Here is a 20,751-nt window from a genome sequence, read left to right as displayed (position 1 = left end):
CCATGAGCGCAACCAGCGCGGCCTGGACTATCCGTGACATGCCGCCCCAGAAGGGGCGGCGCGTCCTGATCACCGGCGCGACCGGCGGTCTCGGCTACGAGACCGCCCTGGCCTTGGCGCAGGCGGGCGCCGATGTGCTGCTGACCGGGCGCAATCCGGCCAAGGGGCAGCAGGCGCTCGCGCGCATCCGCGCCCATTGTCCCGCTGCCACCATCCGCTATGCCGATCTCGACCTGGCGGATCTCGGCGCCGTCACGGCCTTTGCCGATCGCCTGGGCAACGAACAGGAGGGGCTGGATCTCCTCGTCAACAATGCCGGGGTGATGACACCACCCATCCGGCACGAGACCCGGGACGGCTTCGAATTGCAGTTCGGCACCAACTATCTCGGCCATTTCGCCCTCACCGGCCGATTGCTGCCCCTGCTGCGCCGGGGCAAGGCCCCACGTGTCGTCAATCTCAGCAGCGGGGCCCACCGGCTGCTGGCCGATATCCATTTCGACGACCTGCAATGGCGCACCAGCTACAAGCCCTGGCGGGCCTACGCCCAGTCCAAGCTCGCCATGATCCTCTTCGCCTTCGAACTGCAGCGGCGCAGCAACGCCTTCGATTGGGGCCTGCTCAGCAATGCCGCCCATCCCGGCTATGCCGTCACGGATCTGCAGACCAGCGGTCCACGCCTCGGCCGCAGCCGCCCTCACCCGATGGCCTGGCTGACCCGGCTGATGCAGCCTTTGATGTCCCAATCCGCCGCCGAGGGGGCACTGCCGACCTTGTTCGCGGCGACAGCAACCGAGGCCAGGCCGTCAGGCTATTACGGCCCGCAAGACATGTTCGAACTCAAGGGGCCGGTCGGGGATGCCAGTGTCGGCGACAAGGCCCGGGATCCAGCCCTCGCAGCCCGACTCTGGACCATCTCCGAGAAACTGACAGGTGTGATATGGCCGAACCATCAGCCGAGCTTCGTTTGACCGATCCCGGCACGTCCTGTGCCGATTTTTCCCGCTTCTTCCGAGCCTGGGTGAGCAACCCGCTGCGCGTGGCCGCGGTCGCGCCCTCCAGCGACGCGCTTGCCCGGGTGATGACCCGCGAGATCTCCCCGGCGCTCGGCCCCGTGCTGGAACTCGGGCCCGGCACCGGCGTGTTCACCCGCGCTCTGCTGGCACGCGGGGTCGCCGAAAGCGACCTCACTTTGATCGAGTTCGGTGCCGATTTCGCCCGCATGCTGGAGCGCCGCTTCCCGCGCGCCCGCATCCTTTCGATGGACGCCGCCCATCTCGCCCGGCACGCGCTCTATCAGGGCAGTCCCGTCGGCGCCGTGGTCAGCGGCCTGCCCCTGCTGTCGATGCCGCCCGACAAGGTGGCGGATATCGTGGCCGGCGCCTTCCATTATCTGCGCCCGGACGGCGCCTTCTACCAGTTCACCTACGGCCCGCGCTGTCCCGTTCCGCGTGCCGTCCTCTCCGATCTCGGCCTTGAAGCCAAGCGCATCGGCGGCGCACTCTGGAACCTGCCGCCGGCCGCCGTCTATCGGGTCACCCGAAGCGACGGGAAAGCCTGAGGACCGGCAAACCTCAGGCGACAGCCGGCTGACCGCCCGGGCTCACTTGTGAGCCCGGGATCACCACGGTCTGCATCCCGTCGGCGAAGCGGATGCCGGCGGCCTGCAGGGCGGCCTCGATGCGCTTATAGGCTTCGGCCCTGACGTCGAACTGCTTGCCCGGTGCGGTCTGGAACTTGCAGCGGAAGATCTTGATGCCGGGATCGATGCGATAGAGCTTGGCTTTCAGCGGCTCGCGGATCATCGGGCCGATATCAGGATCGGCCTGCATACCCTCGCCCACCTTCTTGATGATCTTGCGGACCTGTTCGGAATCCACGCTCACCGGCAGCGGCAGGTTGAACTTCTCGATCACCCAGTCGCGCGAATTGTTGCGCACGGTGCCGAGCGAGCCATAGGGCACGAAATGCAGGGGTCCGTTGTGGTGGCGCAGCGCCACGGTGCGCAGGGTGATGCGCTCCACCGTACCCTTGGTGCTCGAACCGCTCTCGATATATTCGCCGATGCGGAAGACGTCCTCGACCAAGTAGAAGATACCGGCGATAATGTCGCGCACCAGGGCCTGGGCACCAAAGCCGACGGCGAGCCCGAGCACGCCCGCGCCGGCCAGCAGCGGCGTGATCTCGATGCCGAGGGTCCAGAGGGCGGAGAGCACCAGCAGTACCAACAGCACGATGGCGCTGGTCATGCGTAGCAGCGGCAGCAGGGTGCGCAGGCGCGCATTGGGCCCGGGCTCGGCATGGGGATCGAAGGGCCCGATGCTGCGCAGGCGCCGGTCGATCAGTTCGCGGATGGCGACCCAGCCGACATTGATGACGAGCGCCAGGCCGGCGACACCGAGCAGGTGCAGGACGAAACGCATCAGCGGGCTGTCGCCTCCCGCCATGTTGCGCATCGGCGCGTCGAGGGCGATGAGGGCGGCGGCGATGCCGGTGAGCACCACGCCATAGCGCGACAGCGACAACACGATGTTGGGAATGAGGCCGGCGCCGATGGTGCTGCCGTCGGGCGTGACCTCCTCCGGCCAGAAGAAGAACACCCAGCGCCTGAGCCGCGTCTGCACCGTCGCGACGATGGCCAGGATCGCCAGCAGCGTCGCGAGCGTCGAGCCGGCCGCCAGCCAGACGCCGTAAATGCCGAGGATCAGCGCGGCGGCGAGGAAGCCATAGGGAAAGCGAGGCAGCAGCCGGCCGCTGGCGCTGGCCGTGGCGCGGCCCCGTCTCAGACCGATCAGGACACCGGCCAGCACGATCAGTGTGATGAGCGTGGCCGAGATCACCCGCACCGCCGAAGCCGCATGCGGGGCGCCGGCGACATATTCCAGGAGTTCGGGCAGGAGGTGGCTGAGGGCGAGCAGGAAGGCCATGCCGACAAAGGCGGCCACGAAGCGCTGGGCATGGGCGGGATCGATGTCGCCGAGCCGCAATTGCGGATGACCGGGTGCGGCGATGATATCAGCCATGAGCCAGGCCAGGCGCACGAACACGATGAGCAGGATCGAGGCGATCACGAAGCCGTCGAAGCCGGACGGCCAGTCGAAATAGGCGGCGGCGCCGACAATGCTCACCACGAACAACACCAGGCCGAAGGCACGCAGGCCGAGGCGCCGCATGGCGAGGCTGAATGCCGCGCGGCGGCTCGTGACGGCGGCAGCCTCCAACGCGATCACCGCCGGCGTGGCATAGGTCCAATAGAGCCATTCTGCCCCCGCCCCGACGATGAGCAGGATGAGGCCATAGGTCAGCGTGACGATGCCGTTGCCCGTCGGCATTGCGGTGGAGACGTCCGAGGCAAGGCGGGCGAACTCACCGGGCGCCAGGGTGAGACTGTCGGCGATGCCGGCGAGGCGATGCTTGGCGGCCTGCAGCAGGCTGGCCACGAAGGCCGAAAGCTGCCCCTGCTGGACCGCCTGGTCCTGGATCAGTGCGGCGGCGGCAAGCGTTTCCGCCTGCGCCCGCTGCAGGACCAGGCCGGCGGCCGAAGCGCCTGCCAGGATGGAAAGGACGCTGCGTGTGCTCATGGCGCGGCCTGCGACGGGATGGGCTGTGGTATCACCCCGCCGGCCGAAGCTGCCGTCCAGCCTGCAGGGTCACGCGCCGCGGTGACGTCGGCATAGGCCGGACGCAGGCGGCTGATCGAAACGCTCTCGCCCAACAATCGGGCCTGGCAGGCGAGGCGCTGGCCGGCACCGGCGTGAATGCGCGCAAGCGTCGCCCGTTCGTCGACACCGATCGGCGACAGGTTGGCCTCCCCTTCGTCGACGGCGACCACACAGGTCCCGCACCGGCCCCGGCCGCCGCAGACATGGGCATGGGGAACGCCGCTGGCCAGGCTGACCTCCAGCAGGGAAAGGCCGGGCCGTCCCTGGCCGAGGAGATCACCGTCATAATGCACGCTGACCACTCGCTGCCGGTTCCCCAGCATACGGCTCAGCATCACGCCGCAAGCCAGCAGCACCAGGCCGGCATAAGCCAGCAGGGTAGCGTCGCGGATGGCGCCGATCTCGGCCTGCGCCGCGCTGAAACGCCCCATGCTCGCAGCGATCGCCGCCTGCCATTCGGGCTCGGCGGCGAGCCTGGCCATGGCATCCTTGCCGCCCTGCACGAAACCGAGCAGGGCGGCGACCGGCAGGATGAAGAACAGCGGCGTCAGGATCAGGCCGAGGCGCCGCCAGGCCGGCTTGAGCACCAGCCAGGTATAGAGCCCCACCGCGCCATGCACCCAGACCACCACCACGGCAAGCACCTGCAAGAGGGCATTGGCCGGGGCGAAGTGCCAATAGGCCGCCAGCACCAGGCCGAAATCGGGCTTGAAGTCGGCATCGATCAGGCTGAACACCTGTGCGAACAGGATGTGGTTGATCAAGAGGGGCGTCGCGAGCAGGCCCAGCCCGATCTGCACCCAGTCCGTGCGCGACAGGGCCAGGCTCCGCCGCCTGGCAATCGCCATGAGGCCGAGGGCGCCATGCACCAGGGCCGCGGCCGACAGCAATGCCAGGCCCGGCATGGTGCGCCAGGGCAGTTGCAGAAACGGCTTGGCCTGTTCCATGGCCTCGATGGAGATCAGGCCGAGGGCCGCATTGACGAGGTGCATCGTCACGAAGACGAGCAGGACCAGCCCGGCGATCAGCCGCAACCGACGCTGCAGCGAGCGCATGTGCTGGGAAAAGGGAAGCGCCGACAAGGGACCCGCCTGCCGCTTGAGTTCATTGCCGACATCATCCTACGAAATCCGTAAGATTCAATGATCCCTGTCGGAGACTGGGACGCTCCTGTCCCCCAGCCATTTTCAGGTGGTGCGCCGATAGAGAAAATAGCGCCCGGACGGCACGCCGGCCGGCAGGTCGAGGTGCTGGAGCGTGGCATGCTGCAAGGGAAGGCCGCTGGCGACGATGCCGCCGGGCTGCAGCAGATCGGTCGCCAACGGTGGCAGCCAGCGCATCGTCTCGGCGTCGACCTCAGCGTAGTTGGTCTCGATGTCGGCATGCACCAGTGCGGCGCCGATGCCTGTGAAACGGGCGGCAGTCTCGAGGATTTCGCCGAGCACCAGGTCTTCCTCAGGCGGCACCGAGCTCTTATGGGCGCCCAGGGCCCTGTCGAAGGCGACGATGCGCCGGCCGGGCAGTCTTTCACGCAGATGGTCGAAGGTCCGCCCATTGCCGAGTCCGAGTTCGAGCACGGGGCCGGGCAGGCTGGCGATCAGGCCGCAGACATGGTCGAGCACGTCACGCTGGGCGCAGACCCGGCGGATGAAGCTGTCGAGCCGGCTCACGGACGCTGCCCCGCCAGCACCGGTGCCGGCACGGCGGCCGCGCGGGGGCCGGCCAGCACGCCATCGAACTTGCCGGCCAGCACGGCAATGCCCGCTTCGAAGGAAAAAGCCTCGCGCACGCGCCGATAGGCCCCCTCGCCCAGGCGCTGGCGCAAGGCCGGATCCGTGGCGAGTGTCCACAGCCCCCCGGCGAGGGCTTGCGGATCGTTCGGCGGCACCAGCAGCCCTTCCTCGCCCTCGCGCACGAATTCCGGCACGCCGGCAAAACGCGTGGAAAGGATGGGCAGGGCCTGCGTCGACGCTTCCATGATCACGTTGGGTAGCCCGTCGCGGTCGCCGCTTTCGCCTTCCTTGCAAGGCAGCACGAACAGATCGGCGGCGCGCAGGGCCTCGATCACCTCGCCTTGCGCCAGCGCCCCTCGCCAGATGATGCGATCGGCCAGGTCCAACCGCTCGGCCTGGGCCTGCAGCGCCTTGCGCAATTCGCCGCCGCCGATATGGGTGAGGCGCCACGAGAGGCTCGGGGGCAGTTGCGCCAGTGCCGTGAGCAGGTCGTCGAAGCCTTTCTTGGCGACGGCGCGTCCCACGGTGACGAATTCGACCGGCGCTTCGGCGCTGCTGCCGTCGCGCCACGGCCGTTCGGCCGGCGGCATAGGAAAACGGCCGAGATCGAGGCCGTGATAGACGAGGCTGACCCGATCGGGATCATCCGCCGGCGCGAGGCGCTGCAAGGCCTCGACCCCGCCGCGCGTGCAGGTGACCCCCCATTGGCTGTCGGCGATCTTTTCGCGCTTCTCCCAATCCTTGGTGGTCCAGATGTCCTTGGCGTGCGCGGAGAAAGAGAAGGTCCGCCCGGTCAGCAGGGCGGCATAGCGCGCCACCGAGGCCGGCGTGTGCAGGAAATGCACATGGAGATGGCGGATGGCCGGATCGAGCTCGCGCGCCATCACCAGGGCCTGGCCGAGGCGGCGGCCGCGGCTGGCGCTGAAATCGCGTCGAAGATCACGCAGGAACAATCCCATCAGCTTGAACAGCCCAGGGCGCTTGAGGGCACTGAGCGCCCCTGCCAGCACCCGCAGCGGCGCATGATGCAGATATTCGGGCAGATAGACCGGCCGAGCCTTGATCTGCCGGTTCAGCATGTGCACCGCCCCGTCCGTCGGCTGGCGCAGCGACCAGATCTCGAAGGCAAAGCCTGCCTGCTCCAGCGCCAGGATCTCCTGGGCGATGAAGGTCTCGGACAGGCGGGGATAGCCCTTGACGACGATGGCAATGGGAGAGCGGCTGGAAGACATCAAGATCCGGTCGGAGAGAAACGTGTTGGTCATCGCTCGCGTCGACAGGAACCTCCGGGTGCACGGGCATCCTACCCGTTCTTCCCATCCTGCCAATGCAGCGTATCCAGGAACGGGCAGGATGCCCGTGCACCCGGAAAGGGTCAGGTTCCGGCCACGCGGCCGAGCGGGACGGCGTTCAGCCTGGCCTCGAACCAGGGCGTCGCCAATTGCTCGATACGGTCGAGGCCCTCGAGCAGGTGCGGCAGGAAGGCCTTGGACGGCAAGGACTGGCTGGGCAGGTTGCGGATGGCCTGCGCCATCTCCAGCGGATCGCGGCGAGCGCCCGGATTGAGGTTGTTGCCATCGAGCATCGAGACCAGCCCGAGACGGGTCGCATGCTCGGCCCGAATCGTCTGCTCGCGGCGGGGCGTGGTACGCGGCACGATCAGCGCCCGTTTGTCGAGCGAGAGAATCTCGCAGAAGGTGTTGTAGCCGCCCATCGAGACGATGCCCTGGGCCTTGACCATCAGATGCTCGATCTTGGCGTCGAAGGTGATGGCGTCGACATTGGGCAGGCGGGCGATGCGCTCCATGAAGGGGCCACGGCGGTCTCGGGCGACGAAAGGCCCGAATACCAGCAGTGCGGGAGTCGGGATGCCGGGATCTCGCTCATAGGCGGAGAGCACCCAGTCGACCAGCTCATGCCCGTCGCCGCCACCGCCGGTGGTGACCAGCACGAAGGGTCCCTTGGTCAGCTTGGGATAGCGGATCAATTGCGGTTGGGGCGGCAATTCGCGGCGCAGGAAGCCGGTATAGACGATGCGCCGGCGGACATGGTCGGGCAGGTCGAGTCCGGCCAGCGGCTCGTAGATCTCGCGCAGGCCATAGACCCAGATGTCGTCATAATAGCGCACGAGGGCGTCGACGGCGCCCTTGCGCTCCCACTCCGGCGCCAGCACCGAGGGTTCGTCCATCACGTCGCGCACGCCGAGCACGATGCGGGCACCGGCCCGGTGCAGTTCCTCGAGCGCCGGCAGCAGTTCGCCACGAAAGCCCGTCGGCTCCTTGTCGACGATCACCAGGTCCGGCTTCAACGCGCGGGCCGTCTGCAGGATGATGCCCTCGCGCATCGCCACCGCCTCGTCGAGCGACAGGTTGAGGCTGAGGGTGGTGTAGTTGCCGTCGGCATGTTTGACCACGCCGGGCACGCGCACATAATCGACCCCGTCGCCGAACTCGAAGCTGCCGATCACCGGCGAACCGGAGATGATGACGATCGAGGCGTCCGGGTGGCGTTCGACCAGGCGATTGGCGATGGCGCGCGAGCGCCGGAGATGGCCGAGGCCGAACGTATCGTGGCTGTAGATCATCACGCGCGGGCCGCCGGAGCCGCGTTGCGCGCGGCGGGACGGTCCCGGCCCGGGCTGATGCAACATGACGACTAGCCCCCCGAGCTTTTGCTGGATGCTTTACGCATTAAGACCTGATTCTCGCCTGATCGGTTTGCCGGATCTCGACACAAATGAAGCGGGGCGGCGCAGCGCCGATACCCGCTGTGGTTTCATCATAAACATACCGCGTCGCAGCGACAACGGGCAGATAGCTGCTTTCCCAGCCTCCCCGGAGGGGAGGCGATGCCCGAGCACCCCTGCCGTATCGCCGCGCCGATACGGACGCAACCCACAATTTAGTCACGGATTCATAACAAGCTTTTGTCAGTTCCAAGCAGTCGCTGCGTTGACGGACGGCTTGCAAGCTCTTAACTCCACGACACTGGAAACAGGTGTCACCCGTTGGACCCTAGCCTTTTTCGATATGTCTGGCGGCATTCGCGAGGCGAGCAGATCTTCCTGCTGCTGGTGATTCTTGCGTCCTTGCCCTTCTATTGGATCTCGCTGGAAGTCCCCAAGCACATCGTCAACCAGGCGATCCAGGGCGGCGCCTTCGAGGGTGGCAAGCAGACCGCGCGCCTGTTCGAGATGTCGCTTTCCCTGCCTGATTTCCTCGGCGGCACCACCTGGCGGATCTTCGACGGCATCGAGCTCACGCGGGTGCCGTTCCTGTTCGCCCTCAGCCTGTGGTTCCTGGTGCTGGTGCTGATCAATGGCGCCTTCAAATATGTCATCAACATCCGCAAGGGCATCTTGGGCGAGCGCATGCTGCGGCGCCTGCGCTTCGATCTCTTCTCGATCCTGATGCGTTTCCGGCCCGAGGACATCGCTCCTTTGAAGCCGGCCGAGGTGGCCGGGATGATCAAGGACGAAGTCGATCCGATCGGCGGCTTCATCGGCGATGCCTTCATCCAGCCGATCTTCCTGATCACGCAGGCCGGCACTGCTTTGCTCTTCATCATGATGCAGAGCCCGAGCCTCGGCCTGGCCGCCCTCGTCGTCGTGCTGGCGCAGGCGATCATCATCCCGATCCTGCGGCGTGAGCAGATCCGCCTCGGCCGCGAGCGCCAATTGGCGTCACGCCAGCTCGCCGGGCGCATTGGCGAGGCGATCGAGACGGCACCCGCCCTGCATACGTTCGGCGCCACGCGCTACGTCGAGGCCGAAATCGGCGACAGGCTCGGCGGCCTCTACCGGATCCGTGCCGACCTGTTCCGACGCAAATTCGCGGTCAAGTTCCTCAACAACCTCCTGGCCCAGCTCACGCCCTTCATCTTTTATGCAGCGGGCGGCTATTTCGCCTTGATCGGCACCGTGAGCATCGGCTCCCTCGTCGCCGTGATCAATGCCTACAAGGATCTTCCTGCGCCCATCAACGACCTCATCACCTGGGACCAGCAGCGCCAGGACGTGCAGGTCAAATATGAGCAGGTCTCGGCACAGTTCTCACCGGAGCGGCTGCTACCGCCGGCCAACGGCAAGGCCGCGGCGATCCCTCCCGCCGACACGCCCATCCAGCTCACATCGGTGAGCGTGCAGGATGCCCGCGGTGTCTCGCTGCTCGACCGCCTCTCCCTCACCCTGGAACGGCCTGGTCATATCGCCCTGGTCGGACCGGCCGGTGCCGGCCGCGACATCCTGGCCCGCATCCTCGGACGCCAGTTCCTGGCCTATCAGGGCAGCGTGAAGATCGGCGACGCCGAGATTTCGTCCTTCTCCGACCTCGAACTCAGCCAGATCCTGTCCTTCGTCGGCCCCGATCCCCTGCTCTCGCCCGGTTCCATCCGCGACAACATCCTGTTCGCCGCCCAGCGCCGCCCACCGACCCTCGGCGACATTTCGGTGCTGGTGTCCGACAATGCCCAGTACAAAACCTTCCTGGAGGCTCGCCGTTCCGGCAATCCACTGGTCTCCGCCGACGCCGACTGGACGGACTACCAGGCGCTGGGCATCGCCGGGCCGCAAGAGGTCGATGCGGCGATCCGCAGGGCACTCGACGCCGCCGGCGCCTTCGCCGATATCAACCGCTTCGGCGTACGAGGCCGCTTCGACGACAGCCATAGCGACGCCTTCCTCGAGCGTTTCGTGCGGGCGCGCCAGGTCGTGCGCGAGCGCCTGGCCAGCAAGGGCATGTCCCATCTGGTCGACCCCTTCGACCCGCAGCTCTACAATGCCGGCGCTTCGGTCGGCGAAAACCTGCTCTTCGGCGTGCCCAAGGGCAAGAAGCTGCATATGGACAGCCTGCAGCGCAACCCGTTCATGCGCTCCATCCTCGAGGCTGAGGCCCTGCTGGAACCCCTGATCGATTTCGGCCTGCGCGTGGCGGAAATGGCCGTGGAGACCTTTGCCGGCCTGCCACCGGAACACCCCGTGTTCGAACGCTATTCGGCGATTCGTCCCGAAGATCTGCCGCGCTTCCAGGAAATCGTGGATTCCGTGCATGCGCGCGGCACCACGCGGGCCCTCTCGTCCTCGGCGCGCACGCGGCTGCTCGGCGCGGGCCTGGCCTATATCGAGCCGCGTCATCGCCTGGGCCTGATCACCGAGGCCTTCACGGCACGGGCGCTGCGGGCGCGCCACAGCTTCCGCAGCCACCTGCCATCGCAATACAGCGACGAGATCGAGTTCTACGATCCCGCGCGCTACATGCGCGCCGCGCCGGTGGGCGACAACATCCTGTTCGGGCGCATCAGCTACGGCATCGCCAATGCGCCGGAACGCGTCTATGCGCTGGCGCGCGGCGTGGTCGAGGAACTCGGCCTCGACAAGGATATCTTCGCCCTGGGGCTGAATTTCGAAGTCGGCAAGAATGGCTGGCAGCTGCAGCCGGCCCAGCGTGCCCGCATCGCCATCGCCCGGGCCCTGGTCGCCAATCCCCAGATTCTGGTGATGGAGAACGCGCTTCTGGCCTTTTCCAGCTCGGAAGCGGAGGAGCTTCTCCACAGCGTACGCGGCGCCATGCAGGGGCGCACGCTGATTGCAACCGTTGCGAGCGCCAGCCAGGCCGAGGGATTCGACCGGATCATCGAATTCGACGGGCCAAGAATCGTCACTCGCGATATTGTTACTCTTGCGCAGAGTGCCTAAATGATGCTTGGATTGCATCTGGATTTTGCCTCGATTGCTCAACGAGGGGTTGCTAAAGCGTTTTGCGATGTGAGGGAGTCACCTCGAATCGCAAAGGCGTGTCGGAACAAGGAGCTAGAGCAAATGGGCGTTCACACTTGAACGCGCTTTGCTCTAGGGTTGAGCGGGGAGAGGGACCTTGGATCTCGATCTGGAAGTCAAAACCATCAGGAACGCGCCGATCTTCACGGGCATCGATCCGTGCAAGATGCGGCTGCTCGCCTGCATGAGCGAGCAGTTGACCTTCGAGAAGGGCGACTATCTCTTCAAGATCGGCGAGATTCCCGATGCTGCCTACGTCATCCTCAGGGGCGACGTCGAACTGCTCGCCCAGAATGGCGAGAACCTCATCGCCATCGGTACCGAAGGTCCGGGCGCCATGATCGGCGAAGTCGCGGTGCTCTGCGACGCACGCCGTTTCACTTCGGCGCGGGCCCATACCGACATTTCGGTCATGCGCATCAACAAGGACTGCCTGCTTCGCATGATGCAGGACAATCCGCAGTTCTCCATGTCGATCGCCAAGGAATTGGCGCGCCGCGTCATGCAGATCGCCACGCAGGATGCCCACGTCCTGACGCACTGAATTTCCGCACAGGCGGATACGACCTGCCGGCGCAGCCATGCGGCAGCCGTTGGCTGTTTGCCGAGTGTACCCACAATCGCTTGAATCGTAAAAAATGGGCGGGCAAGGCTCGGTTGTGCCTGTGCGCCATGCCCGCCCCTCCTGCCGAGCGCATCTACAAGCCGCCTCCATCCGATTCCATTTCGACGCATCTTTGCGATTCGATGCCTCCATCCGATCGAAAGATGCCCGAGGAGCCATAATGACCCTTGCACTCGACCGCCTTCGTGCCGAAACCCCCGGTGTCGCCAACCGCATCCATCTCAACAATGCCGGCGCAGCGCTCATGCCGACGCCGGTGGTCGATGCGATGACCTCCTATCTGCGACGCGAGGCCGAGATCGGCGGTTACGAGGCCGCCGAGGAATCGGCAGCCCGGCTCGACAGCGTCTATGACAGCCTGGCCCGCCTCGTCGGCGGCGCGCGCGACGAGATCGCCTTGACGGAGAATGCCACCGTCGCCTGGCAGATGGCATTCTACGCCCTCCCCTTCCGGCCGGGTGACCGCATTCTCACCACCACGGCCGAATATGGCGCCAATTACGTCGCCTTCCTGCAGGTCGCCAAACGGACTGGCGCGGTGATCGAGGTCATTCCCGACGATGCCGACGGCGTGCTCGATCCCGCTGCGCTCGAGGCCATGATCGACGACAGGGTGCGCCTGATCGCCATCAACTGGATCCCGACCAATGGCGGCCTGGTCAACCCGGCCGCCGCCGTGGGGGTCGTGGCCCGGCGCCATGGCATTCCCTATCTGCTCGATGCCTGCCAGGCCGTGGGGCAGATGCCCATCGACGTCGAGGCTCTCGGCTGCGACATGCTGTCTGCGACAGGCCGCAAATTCCTGCGCGGGCCGCGCGGCACCGGCTTCCTCTATGTCCGCCGCAAGCTCTGCCTCACGCTCGAGCCGCCAATGGTCGACCATTTCGGCGCAATTTGGGTCGACAAGGATCATTATCGCCTGCGCGATGACGCGAGGCGCTTCGAAAGCTGGGAGAACAATTACGCCGCCCGGCTCGGGCTCGGCGTCGCCGCCGATTATGCCCTTGCCGTCGGCATCGAGGCGATTCACGATCGCTGCCAGGCGCTGGCACAACGGCTGCGGGCGGGTCTGCGATCGCTCCCGCGCCTGCGCGTCTTCGATCTCGGCCCACATCCGGCAGCCATCGTTTCCTTCACGGTCGACGGCCTGGAGGCGGACGAGGTCCGCAGGCGCGCCACCGAGGCCGACATCAATCTCAGCATATCCCGGCCCGGCAGCACCTTGCTCGACGCGCTCGCCCGCCATCTGCCGATATTGGTGCGTGCATCGCCGCACTACTACAACAGCGAGGATGAGATCGACGCCCTGCTGGCGCTGCTGGAGAAGATGCATTGATGGCAGGCTCGGACCGGAACACCCCGAGGACGGTGCCACGGATCGCAAAGTCGCGTCGAAACAAAGAGCTAGAGTAAAACTGCGTTTTCGCTAAAACGGGCTTTGCTGCCAGGCCCGCATGGGCTCTCCCCTTTGACCGACTGCCGCATCCCGGCACTCATCTTCACGAGTTCGACCGCATGAGCGACACCGAGAGCGCACCCGGGCAAATCGAATGGCGATTGCCACGGGAGCGCGAGTTGCGGCTATGGGCCGGCGTCGTGCTGTTCGCCTTCGTGACCACCCATCTGCTCAACCACGCCCTCGGCGTGTTCGGCGTGACGACCATGGAGGCCGTGCAGCGCTGGCGAATCTGGGCCTGGCAATCCTATGGCGGCACCGTGCTCCTCTATGGAGCATTGCTGACCCATGCGACGCTCGCACTCAAGCGCCTGACCACGCGGCGCATTTCGCGCATGCCACTCGAGGAACTGGTGCAGATCGCCCTCGGCCTGGCCATTCCCTATTTCCTGATCTCCCATGTGCTCGGCACGCGCATCACCTCCCTCTACGGCTACAGCGAAAGCTATGGCGAGGTGCTGGCGCGGATCTGGCAGGGCGGGCCGGCCAAGCAGATCCTGCTGCTGCTCTGTGCCTGGACGCATGGCTGCATCGGCATCGGCCAGGTGCTGCGCAGCCGCTCCTTCTATGCGCGCTGGCGTGACCTGCTGATTCTGGGCATGGGCATGCTGCCCACCCTGGCGCTGGCCGGCTTCTTCTCCGCCAGCCGCGAGCTCGAGGCGGCCGGACGCACGCCCTCGCCGATCGCGACCGACCACACCATGGCCCTGCTCGTCGCGGGGCAATGGCTGCTGCTCGGCCTTGCCGCCGTGATCGCCTTCGTTGCCTTCGTGATGATTCTGCGGGTCGTGCTGCGACTTCGGTCGGGCACGGTCTCCATCCGCTATGTCGGCCACGGCACCTTCAAGATCCCGCGCGGCACCACCGTGCTCGAGGCCAGCCGCGCCAACGCCATCCCCCATCCGGCCCAGTGCGGCGGGCGCGGGCGCTGCTCGACCTGCCGGGTGGCCGTCACCTCGGATGCGAGCGCCCTGCCGGCCCCGAGCAAGGCCGAGCGCACCATGCTGGAGCGCATCTCGGCACCCGCCAATGTGCGCCTTGCCTGCCAGCTTCGCCCCGACCACGACATCTCCGTGCAGATCCTGCTGCCGATCGTGCCGTCAGGCATGCGCGGGCGTAGCGGCGACGATCTCTATCGCTGGGGTGCCGAACGCGAGATCACCGCCCTCTTCGTCGACATCCGCGCCTTCAATGCGATGACGAGGCTGCAGATCCCCTACGATATCGTGCTTTTGATGAACCGCTTCGTGCAGGAAATGACCCAGGCCGCCGAGGCCCATGGCGGGCGCGTCGATGCCTTTGCGGCCGACGGGCTGATCGCGATCTTCGGCCTGGGTGACGAGCCCTCCCGCGGCGCCGCCGATGCCATCCGGGCGGCCCGGGGCATGCTCAAGAGCGTGGAAGGCCTCAACACCGAATTCGGGGCCGCCCTTTCGATCCCCCTCAGGGTGGGCATCGGCATCCATTCCGGCCCCGCCATCATCGCCCGGGTCGGCGACAGCGAGCGCGGCATGCGCCTGGTCGCGCTGGGCGACACCGTCACCATCGCCGGCCGGCTGGAAGCCGCCACCAAGGACTACCTCACCGACTGCCTGATCTCCGAAGAAGCCATGCAGCGTTCGGGCATGTCGCTGCGCCGCCAGAACGGCAAGCATCTGCACATCGTCGGCCGCGACAAGCCGATCACGCTCTATACGCTCGACGAGACGCCGGTACCGGCCGAGTGAAGGGTCACGCCGGCCCTTCAGCGCAAGCCTTCCCGGATCGTCGCCGGGAGCGGCGTATAGGCTGGAGCGGGCTTGGACGGCGTCGCAGATTGCAGGGGTGAGGCAGGCTGCGCGGTGCGCGGGCGACTGCGGGCCTCGGCCGCCCGTCGCTGGTTGGCATCATACTCCCGCCGGGCCCTGCGGCCCTCCTCTATGCCCCATTGCCGCGCCGTGCGGACCAGCCAGGCATCGGCGGCAGCCTTGCCGTTGCGCAACACGCGGCGGCGGTATTCGGGTTCGATCTCGCGCATCTTCTGCTGCACGCGCGCCGGATTCGGCCGGACGGGAATCGCCTGCGCGGACTGAGCATGAACCGGAGGAACAGCCAATCCGGACATGCCGGCGAGGCCGACGAGCGCAGCCATGGCCAGCAACGGGATCTGCCTCTTCAGCTGCATTCCTCTTCCTTCCGGACCGGGACCGACAGGATTGTCGCCTCAGATTCCCTGAAGTCGTCGCCATCGTCAAACCCGGCTGGGATCCGGTACGGTCCCGACGGGATTTTTCCGGCATCCGACACGCCATATCCTGCCGGAACCGCCATCACTCGAATTTGAGCGCGGCCTGTCGCACTCCCGCCAAATCTGCGCTACACACGGGCTCAAGCCACCGGCCTTGACCCGGTGTGCCGGATGGAGAAGACCGTGCTTGACCTGACTGCGATTGGAACCAAATCCGCCGCCCCCAAGCTGCTGCACCGCATGCGTGACAAAGTGACGGACCAGATTCAGAAATCGCCCCTGGCCCGCAAGGCGTTCACCTATGCCGCCAGCCATATTCCGCTCAGCTATTTCAAGAAATTGCCGACGATCATCGTCGTCGACGTCACCAATTCCTGCAATCTGCGCTGCCCCGTCTGCCCGGTCACCTTCGCCATGACGCGTCCGCGCGGCCTGATGAAGATGGAGATCTTCCGGCAGATCGTCGACGATTTCGTCGACGAGCCGCTCAAACCGGCGATGTATTTCAACTTCTCCGGCGAGCCGACCATGAACAAGGCGCTGCCCGAGATGATCGCCTATGCCAATGAGCGCGGGCACGACACCTTCGTCTCGACCAATGCCACCAAGCTTTCTTCCGAGCTGATCGAGAAGATGCTCCAGGCCGGGCTCGGCCGCATCAACCTGTGCATCGACGGCTTCGACGCCGAGGCGCAGGAATCCTACCGCGTAGGCTCGAAGTTCGAGCAGGTGAAAGCCAATATCGAGAACTTCCTCGCCATCAAGCAGCGCCTCGGCAACACCAAGACGGTGACCGTGCTGCAGACGCTGCTGACCTCCTATTCGGAAAAGCAGATCGACGCGATGGTGGAGTGGGCGGACAATATCGGCTTCGACCAGGTACGCTTCAAGACCTTCAGCCTCGGTTCCTACACCGACGACGACCAGCAGACGAAATATGGCCACCTCGTGCCGAAGAACCATGATCTGCAGCGCCACCAGAACGAGAAGATCAGCCTGCTCTGCGACGTGCCGCTCTATCAGACCGTGGTGTTCTGGGAAGGTGACCTCGGCCTGTGCTGCATCGACTATGACCGCATGATCAAGCTGCCCAATGTCGACAAGGTCGGCTTCAAGCAGGCCTATCTGTCGGACGAGGCGGCCAAGGCCAGGCGCCACGGCTATACCAAGCAGTTCGATATCTGCCAGAGCTGCTCCTATTCCAATGCCGACAATATGGGCTTCAAGATCAAGCTCAACAAATTGCGCCGGCAGAGGGCCGCCGAGCTGCAGAGCAAAGCGGCGTGAACGCCCGGTTGCGCAGCGTCGCCGGCGCGAGCTTCGCCGTCGCCGACGACAAGGACGGCTTCTGGGACAAGGCCGAGAGCGGGGCCTGGGAGCCCGAGACACTGGCGAGTGTGCATGCGCTCGCCGGTCCCGGTACGTTGTTCATCGATATCGGCGGCTGGATCGGACCGATCACCCTGACGGCCGCCGCACTCGGAGCCGATGTTCTCGCCTTCGAACCCGATCCACGCGCCTTCGAGCTCATCAGCGCCAATGTCGCCGCCAATCCGGTGCTGGCATCGCACATCCGCCTCCACCATGCCGCGGTGTCGCCGACGCCGGGGCGCGTCAGGCTGGGTTCGCCCAAGAAGCCCGGCGACAGCATGGGCAGCATCCTGGCCGCCGACAGCGGCGCCGCGCTGTGGGAGGCGGAGGCGATCCTGCCCGCCGACATCGCCCCCATGGCGAAGGATGCCGAGCGCATCGTGCTCAAGATGGACGTGGAAGGGGCCGAGTATCAGCTCCTGCCGCATCTGGCCTCCCTCCTCGACCCGCGCACCGTCGCAGCCCTGATCGCCTTCCATCCCCGCCTGCTCGCCAAAGCCGGCCGTTCGGCCGCTGAGATCGAAACCCTGACGGCGACGGCCCAGTCGGCACTTGCCGCCTACACGCTGCGCAGCCTTGATTGCGAGGGCGCGCCAATATCCCGGCAGGCCAATTCCACCGTGCTGGCAACGCGAAAGTAGCGGCTTGCCGATACGGGGCCATTGACCGGCTCTTCCGCCTGTGTCGTGAATTGGTGGCAATCCAGTCGGCAGCACGCGCTATGTGCGACTGCCTGACGGCAGCGGGAGCAAGGCGGGTTCGCGGCTGAAGGCTCGTTTGCGCCAGCTCTGTGTTTCCAGCCAATCCGGCGGGATTGGCTATAGCGTCTTTGCGATTCTCGGCGTAGCCCGCAAATCGCAAAACGCCTTGGGAGGACGTTCGTCTTGAGACTGCCTGGCGGGTTGCGTTGGCTCTTCGTGGTTTTCGCCTTGGCCGCCTGGCCGTGCTGGGCGCAGGGAACGCCGTCTCCTGCCGCTCCCGCGCCTCCCGCCATGAGCCAGCAGCAGATGGACACGATGGTCGAGGCCATCAGCCAATCCGTGATGAAGAAGCTGCAGGCCCAGGGCGCCCAACCTGCTCCGCCCAGCCCCGACGGCAGCGGCATGCAGATGGCAAGTGCCCAGCAGACCGAGATGTTCATGCATGTCGGAGGCCTCGTCACCGGCCTGCCGGCTCTCTGGGCCGAATTGGGCAAGCTCGTCACCAGGCTCGATGCCGATTACAACGATGGTCGGGGCCTCGGCCGCTATTTCCTGCTGCTGATCGGCGCGCTGGTGGCAGCCCTCGCGGCAGAATGGGTGGTCCGGCTGCTGCTGACGCCACTACGGCGCCGGCTGGTGATCCGGATGCACGGCCTGCATGGCATCAGGGCGCTGCTCGGCCTCGGGGCCCTGGAACTGCCGCCCCTGATCGCGCTGTGGATCGTCGGCAATGCCAGCGAAGCGGCTCGCTTCATGGGTGACCTGCCGCAGACCCGCTTCTCCATCGCCATGCTCAAGACCATGCTGATCTGGCGCCTGCTCCAGGCCGTGTTCCGCTTCACCCTGCAGCCCCGCCTGCCCGAGGCCCGCCTGCCCGATCTCGGGGACGCCGATGCGCGCGCGATCTACCGTGGCGCTTCCTTCGCGATCCTGCTGCTTTTGTTCAACGCCGTGCTCGCCGATGTGCTGCGTGCCCTGCAATCCCCGCCGCTGGCGGTCGGAACCGCCCAGCTCTATGGCGCCGTGGTCATGATGCTGGGCATGGTGGCCGTCTGCATCCGCCTCAACGGCCCGATCGGCCGCTGGTTCATCGGCGTCGCCAATCCCGCTCAAGCCAGCCCGGTCAAGACCGCGATCGCCAAGCACTGGTTGTTGGGGGCCCTGCTGCTGTTCGCCCTGTTCGTCACCGCCGATATCTACGCGGCCGTGGCCGGCCAGACGCGCATCTCCGGTGCCCTGATGCTGACGCTGGCGATCCTGGTGGCCCTGCTGGTGGTCGAATCGCTGGTGCACCGTATCCGCATCATGCTCCAGCACCAGACCGACGGCGTCCGTCTGATCCATCCAAGGGGTGCGGAAGCGCTGGCGCGCTGTGCCCGCTTCGGCGTGCTGATCCTGGCGATCGGTGCCCTCGGCCGCACCTGGGCCGTCGATGTCAGCGGCGTCATGGCCGGCGATGACTTCAACCGGGTGGCGCGTAACCTGTTCTCTGCCGGACTGACGGCCTTCGCCGCCTATTGCGCCTGGGAGTTGGTGCGCTACATCACCGACCGTTATTCCGCGGGCCGCAGCGGCCCGGCCCTGCCGGGCGCAGCTGATGCCGAGGACGACGCCCCGGTTTCCACCGCCTCGCGCATTGCCACCATGATGCCGGTCTTCCGCATCGGCCTGGCGATCGCGATCTCCATCCTGGCCGTGCTGACCGTCCTGTCCCAGCTCGGCGTCAACGTGACGCCGCTGATCGCCGGCGCCTCGATTTTCGGCCTTGCCATCTCCTTCGGATCGCAGACGCTGGTGAAGGACGTGGTGTCGGGCGTCTTCTTCCTCATCGACGATGCCTTCCGGGTCGGCGAATATATCGATGTCGGCAAGGCCAAGGGTACCGTCGAGGGGTTCACCCTGCGCTCGCTGCGCCTGCGACACCAGAACGGCCCGGTGCATACCATCCCCTATGGCCAGCTCGGCCAGGTCACCAATTACAGCCGCGACTGGGCGACCATCAAATTCCCGCTGCGCTTCGCGCGCGAGACCGATCTGGAAAAGCTGCGCAAGGCGGTCAAGAAGATCGGCCAGGACATGCTCGAGGATCCCGAGATGAAGGAGGAGTTCCTCACCCCCCTGAAGATGCAGGGCGTGTTCGACATCACCGACAACGCCATCGTCGTCCGCTTCAAATTCACGGTCAAACCGAACAAGCCGACCTTCATCCAGCGCGAGGCGCTCAAGCGCCTGGTCCGCATCCTACCCGAACAGGGCATCGAGTTCTCCACCGGCACCGTGGCGGTGCGCACGCTCGACGGGGAGGGCCGTGCCGGCCTCGGTGCCGCCGTCGCCGCCAATGCAGCGTTGGCCTTGCCTCCGGCCGCAGCCGGATAGGCCCGTAAAGATAGGAGGTGAGGAGGGCTGGCGCCACCTAACCCTTTCCCAAACGCGCATCCGGGTGTAGCAGACACCTACTTGATTTGTGCTGGCGGATTGTCGCGATGACGTTTCTACCCGATCTCCATACGCTTGCCCTCTATTCGGCCGCCTGCATCTTCCTCTTCATCACGCCCGGTCCCGATATGAGCCTGTGGCTGGCCAAGACCATCTCCGGCGGCCGGCGCGGCGGCACCGCCGCCATGCTGGGCACGCAGGTCGGCTGCCTGTTCCATACCTTCTTCGCCGCGGTCGGCCTGTCGGCCGTGCTGGCGGCCTCGGCCACCGCCTTCACGGCCCTGAAGATCGTCGGCGCACTCTATTTGCTCTGGCTTGCCTATGGCGCCATCCGCTCCGGTTCGGCCCTGAACGTACGCGATGAGGGCAAGCAGGAGGCCGGATTCTGGCCGACCTTCATGGTGGGGCTCGGCATCAACCTCACCAACCCCAAGGTGGTGCTGTTCTTCCTGACCTTCCTGCCGCAATTCGTCGACGCAGCCGACCCCCATGCCTCCCAAAAACTTTTCTTTTTGGGACTCTATTTCATTGCCATCAATCTGCCGTTTGCGTTTCTATTGATTCTCGGGGCTGAGAAGGTGGTGTCGTGGCTGAAGGCCCGCCCGCGGGTCTTGCGAGGCATCGACTTCACCTTCGCCGGTGTCTTCGGGCTTTTCGCCTTCAAGATCCTGACCACGCAGACCCGCTGACGGAGTTCGCCTAAAGCGTTTTGCGATTTGACCGAATCGCTCCAAGTCGCAAAATCGCTTTGAATCAAAGAGTTAAAG

General features: G+C 65.9%; 16 protein-coding genes. 10 read left to right on the top strand and 6 right to left on the bottom strand.

Annotation, left to right across the window (positions count from 1 at the left end):
* Positions 1–2 precede the first annotated feature (2 nt).
* Together ACTJKX_RS10605 and ACTJKX_RS10600 are read left to right on the top strand one after the other, a co-directional pair.
* A complete protein-coding gene (locus ACTJKX_RS10605; protein ID WP_440725233.1) occupies positions 3–971 on the top strand; it encodes an SDR family oxidoreductase in 969 nt (322 codons plus the stop codon).
* Complete coding sequence (locus ACTJKX_RS10600; protein ID WP_440725232.1) at positions 968–1,561, top strand: class I SAM-dependent methyltransferase; 594 nt, start codon at positions 968–970, stop codon at positions 1,559–1,561. Before ACTJKX_RS10605 ends, ACTJKX_RS10600 begins: the two co-directional genes overlap by 4 nt.
* 13 nt (positions 1,562–1,574) lie before the next feature.
* On the opposite strand, the gene ACTJKX_RS10595 is transcribed toward ACTJKX_RS10600, so the two are convergent.
* The 5 genes from ACTJKX_RS10595 to ACTJKX_RS10575 all read right to left on the bottom strand — a co-directional run bounded on the left by ACTJKX_RS10595 (position 1,575) and on the right by ACTJKX_RS10575 (position 8,045).
* Positions 1,575–3,581: a mechanosensitive ion channel domain-containing protein gene (locus tag ACTJKX_RS10595; protein WP_440725231.1), complete on the bottom strand. Its 2,007-nt coding sequence runs from the start codon at positions 3,579–3,581 to the stop codon at positions 1,575–1,577.
* Positions 3,578–4,744 carry a 2Fe-2S iron-sulfur cluster-binding protein gene (locus ACTJKX_RS10590; RefSeq protein ID WP_394310959.1) on the bottom strand — a complete coding sequence of 389 codons (1,167 nt, stop codon included), beginning with the start codon at positions 4,742–4,744 and terminating at the stop codon, positions 3,578–3,580. The genes ACTJKX_RS10595 and ACTJKX_RS10590 overlap by 4 nt, the downstream gene beginning before the upstream one ends.
* A gap of 105 nt (positions 4,745–4,849) precedes the next feature.
* Positions 4,850–5,332, bottom strand: coding sequence for a class I SAM-dependent methyltransferase (locus ACTJKX_RS10585; protein ID WP_440725230.1), 483 nt, complete (start codon positions 5,330–5,332; stop codon positions 4,850–4,852).
* Positions 5,329–6,627 carry a glycosyltransferase family 4 protein gene (locus ACTJKX_RS10580; protein ID WP_440725371.1) on the bottom strand — a complete coding sequence of 433 codons (1,299 nt, stop codon included), beginning with the start codon at positions 6,625–6,627 and terminating at the stop codon, positions 5,329–5,331. The genes ACTJKX_RS10585 and ACTJKX_RS10580 overlap by 4 nt, the downstream gene beginning before the upstream one ends.
* Positions 6,628–6,770: 143 nt before the next feature.
* Complete coding sequence (locus tag ACTJKX_RS10575) at positions 6,771–8,045, bottom strand: glycosyltransferase family protein (RefSeq protein WP_311934539.1); 1,275 nt, start codon at positions 8,043–8,045, stop codon at positions 6,771–6,773.
* A gap of 357 nt (positions 8,046–8,402) precedes the next feature.
* On the opposite strand from ACTJKX_RS10575, the gene ACTJKX_RS10570 reads away from it, so the two are divergent.
* The 4 genes from ACTJKX_RS10570 (at position 8,403) to ACTJKX_RS10555 (ending at position 14,976) form a co-directional block, all read left to right on the top strand.
* Entirely contained in the window at positions 8,403–11,087 is a 2,685-nt protein-coding gene (locus ACTJKX_RS10570; protein ID WP_440725229.1) for an ABC transporter transmembrane domain-containing protein, read from the top strand.
* A 178-nt stretch (positions 11,088–11,265) separates the two neighbouring features.
* Entirely contained in the window at positions 11,266–11,712 is a 447-nt protein-coding gene (locus tag ACTJKX_RS10565) for a cyclic nucleotide-binding domain-containing protein (RefSeq protein ID WP_311934536.1), read from the top strand.
* Between the two features lie 241 nt (positions 11,713–11,953).
* Complete coding sequence (locus ACTJKX_RS10560) at positions 11,954–13,129, top strand: aminotransferase class V-fold PLP-dependent enzyme (RefSeq protein WP_440725228.1); 1,176 nt, start codon at positions 11,954–11,956, stop codon at positions 13,127–13,129.
* Positions 13,130–13,308: 179 nt separating this feature from the next.
* Positions 13,309–14,976 (top strand): adenylate/guanylate cyclase domain-containing protein, encoded by a 1,668-nt coding sequence (locus ACTJKX_RS10555; RefSeq protein ID WP_311934534.1) that lies wholly within the window; start codon positions 13,309–13,311, stop codon positions 14,974–14,976.
* Positions 14,977–14,993: 17 nt separating this feature from the next.
* Here ACTJKX_RS10555 and ACTJKX_RS10550 read toward each other — a convergent pair whose 3' ends face one another.
* Positions 14,994–15,413, bottom strand: coding sequence for a hypothetical protein (locus ACTJKX_RS10550; protein WP_440725227.1), 420 nt, complete (start codon positions 15,411–15,413; stop codon positions 14,994–14,996).
* 246 nt (positions 15,414–15,659) lie between these two features.
* Here ACTJKX_RS10550 and ACTJKX_RS10545 point away from each other — a divergent pair, with 246 nt between their 5' ends.
* The 4 genes from ACTJKX_RS10545 to ACTJKX_RS10530 all read left to right on the top strand — a co-directional run bounded on the left by ACTJKX_RS10545 (position 15,660) and on the right by ACTJKX_RS10530 (position 20,673).
* Entirely contained in the window at positions 15,660–16,763 is a 1,104-nt protein-coding gene (locus tag ACTJKX_RS10545; RefSeq protein ID WP_311934531.1) for a radical SAM protein, read from the top strand.
* Positions 16,760–17,488: an FkbM family methyltransferase gene (locus tag ACTJKX_RS10540; protein ID WP_440725226.1), complete on the top strand. Its 729-nt coding sequence runs from the start codon at positions 16,760–16,762 to the stop codon at positions 17,486–17,488. Before ACTJKX_RS10545 ends, ACTJKX_RS10540 begins: the two co-directional genes overlap by 4 nt.
* Before the next feature lie 243 nt (positions 17,489–17,731).
* On the top strand, positions 17,732–19,924 hold the full coding sequence (locus tag ACTJKX_RS10535; RefSeq protein ID WP_440725225.1) for a mechanosensitive ion channel family protein: 2,193 nt from the start codon (positions 17,732–17,734) through the stop codon (positions 19,922–19,924).
* A gap of 107 nt (positions 19,925–20,031) precedes the next feature.
* Positions 20,032–20,673: a LysE family translocator gene (locus ACTJKX_RS10530; protein ID WP_311934528.1), complete on the top strand. Its 642-nt coding sequence runs from the start codon at positions 20,032–20,034 to the stop codon at positions 20,671–20,673.
* The last annotated feature ends 78 nt before the right edge of the window (positions 20,674–20,751 follow it).

It is taken from the genome of Labrys sp. 22185 (genome assembly GCF_052045555.1).
GTDB lineage: Bacteria > Pseudomonadota > Alphaproteobacteria > Rhizobiales > Labraceae > Labrys > Labrys neptuniae.
This window is presented reverse-complemented; position numbering and strand designations above follow the sequence as displayed.

Coding starts and splice junctions, on each gene's coding strand:
- ACTJKX_RS10605 (WP_440725233.1), top strand. CDS start 3: ATGAGCGCAACCAGCGCGGCCTGGACTATCCGTGACATGCCGCCCCAG.
- ACTJKX_RS10595 (WP_440725231.1), bottom strand. CDS start 3,581: ATGAGCACACGCAGCGTCCTTTCCATCCTGGCAGGCGCTTCGGCCGCC.
- ACTJKX_RS10580 (WP_440725371.1), bottom strand. CDS start 6,627: ATGTCTTCCAGCCGCTCTCCCATTGCCATCGTCGTCAAGGGCTATCCC.
- ACTJKX_RS10575 (WP_311934539.1), bottom strand. CDS start 8,045: ATGTTGCATCAGCCCGGGCCGGGACCGTCCCGCCGCGCGCAACGCGGC.
- ACTJKX_RS10560 (WP_440725228.1), top strand. CDS start 11,954: ATGACCCTTGCACTCGACCGCCTTCGTGCCGAAACCCCCGGTGTCGCC.
- ACTJKX_RS10555 (WP_311934534.1), top strand. CDS start 13,309: ATGAGCGACACCGAGAGCGCACCCGGGCAAATCGAATGGCGATTGCCA.
- ACTJKX_RS10550 (WP_440725227.1), bottom strand. CDS start 15,413: ATGCAGCTGAAGAGGCAGATCCCGTTGCTGGCCATGGCTGCGCTCGTC.
- ACTJKX_RS10530 (WP_311934528.1), top strand. CDS start 20,032: ATGACGTTTCTACCCGATCTCCATACGCTTGCCCTCTATTCGGCCGCC.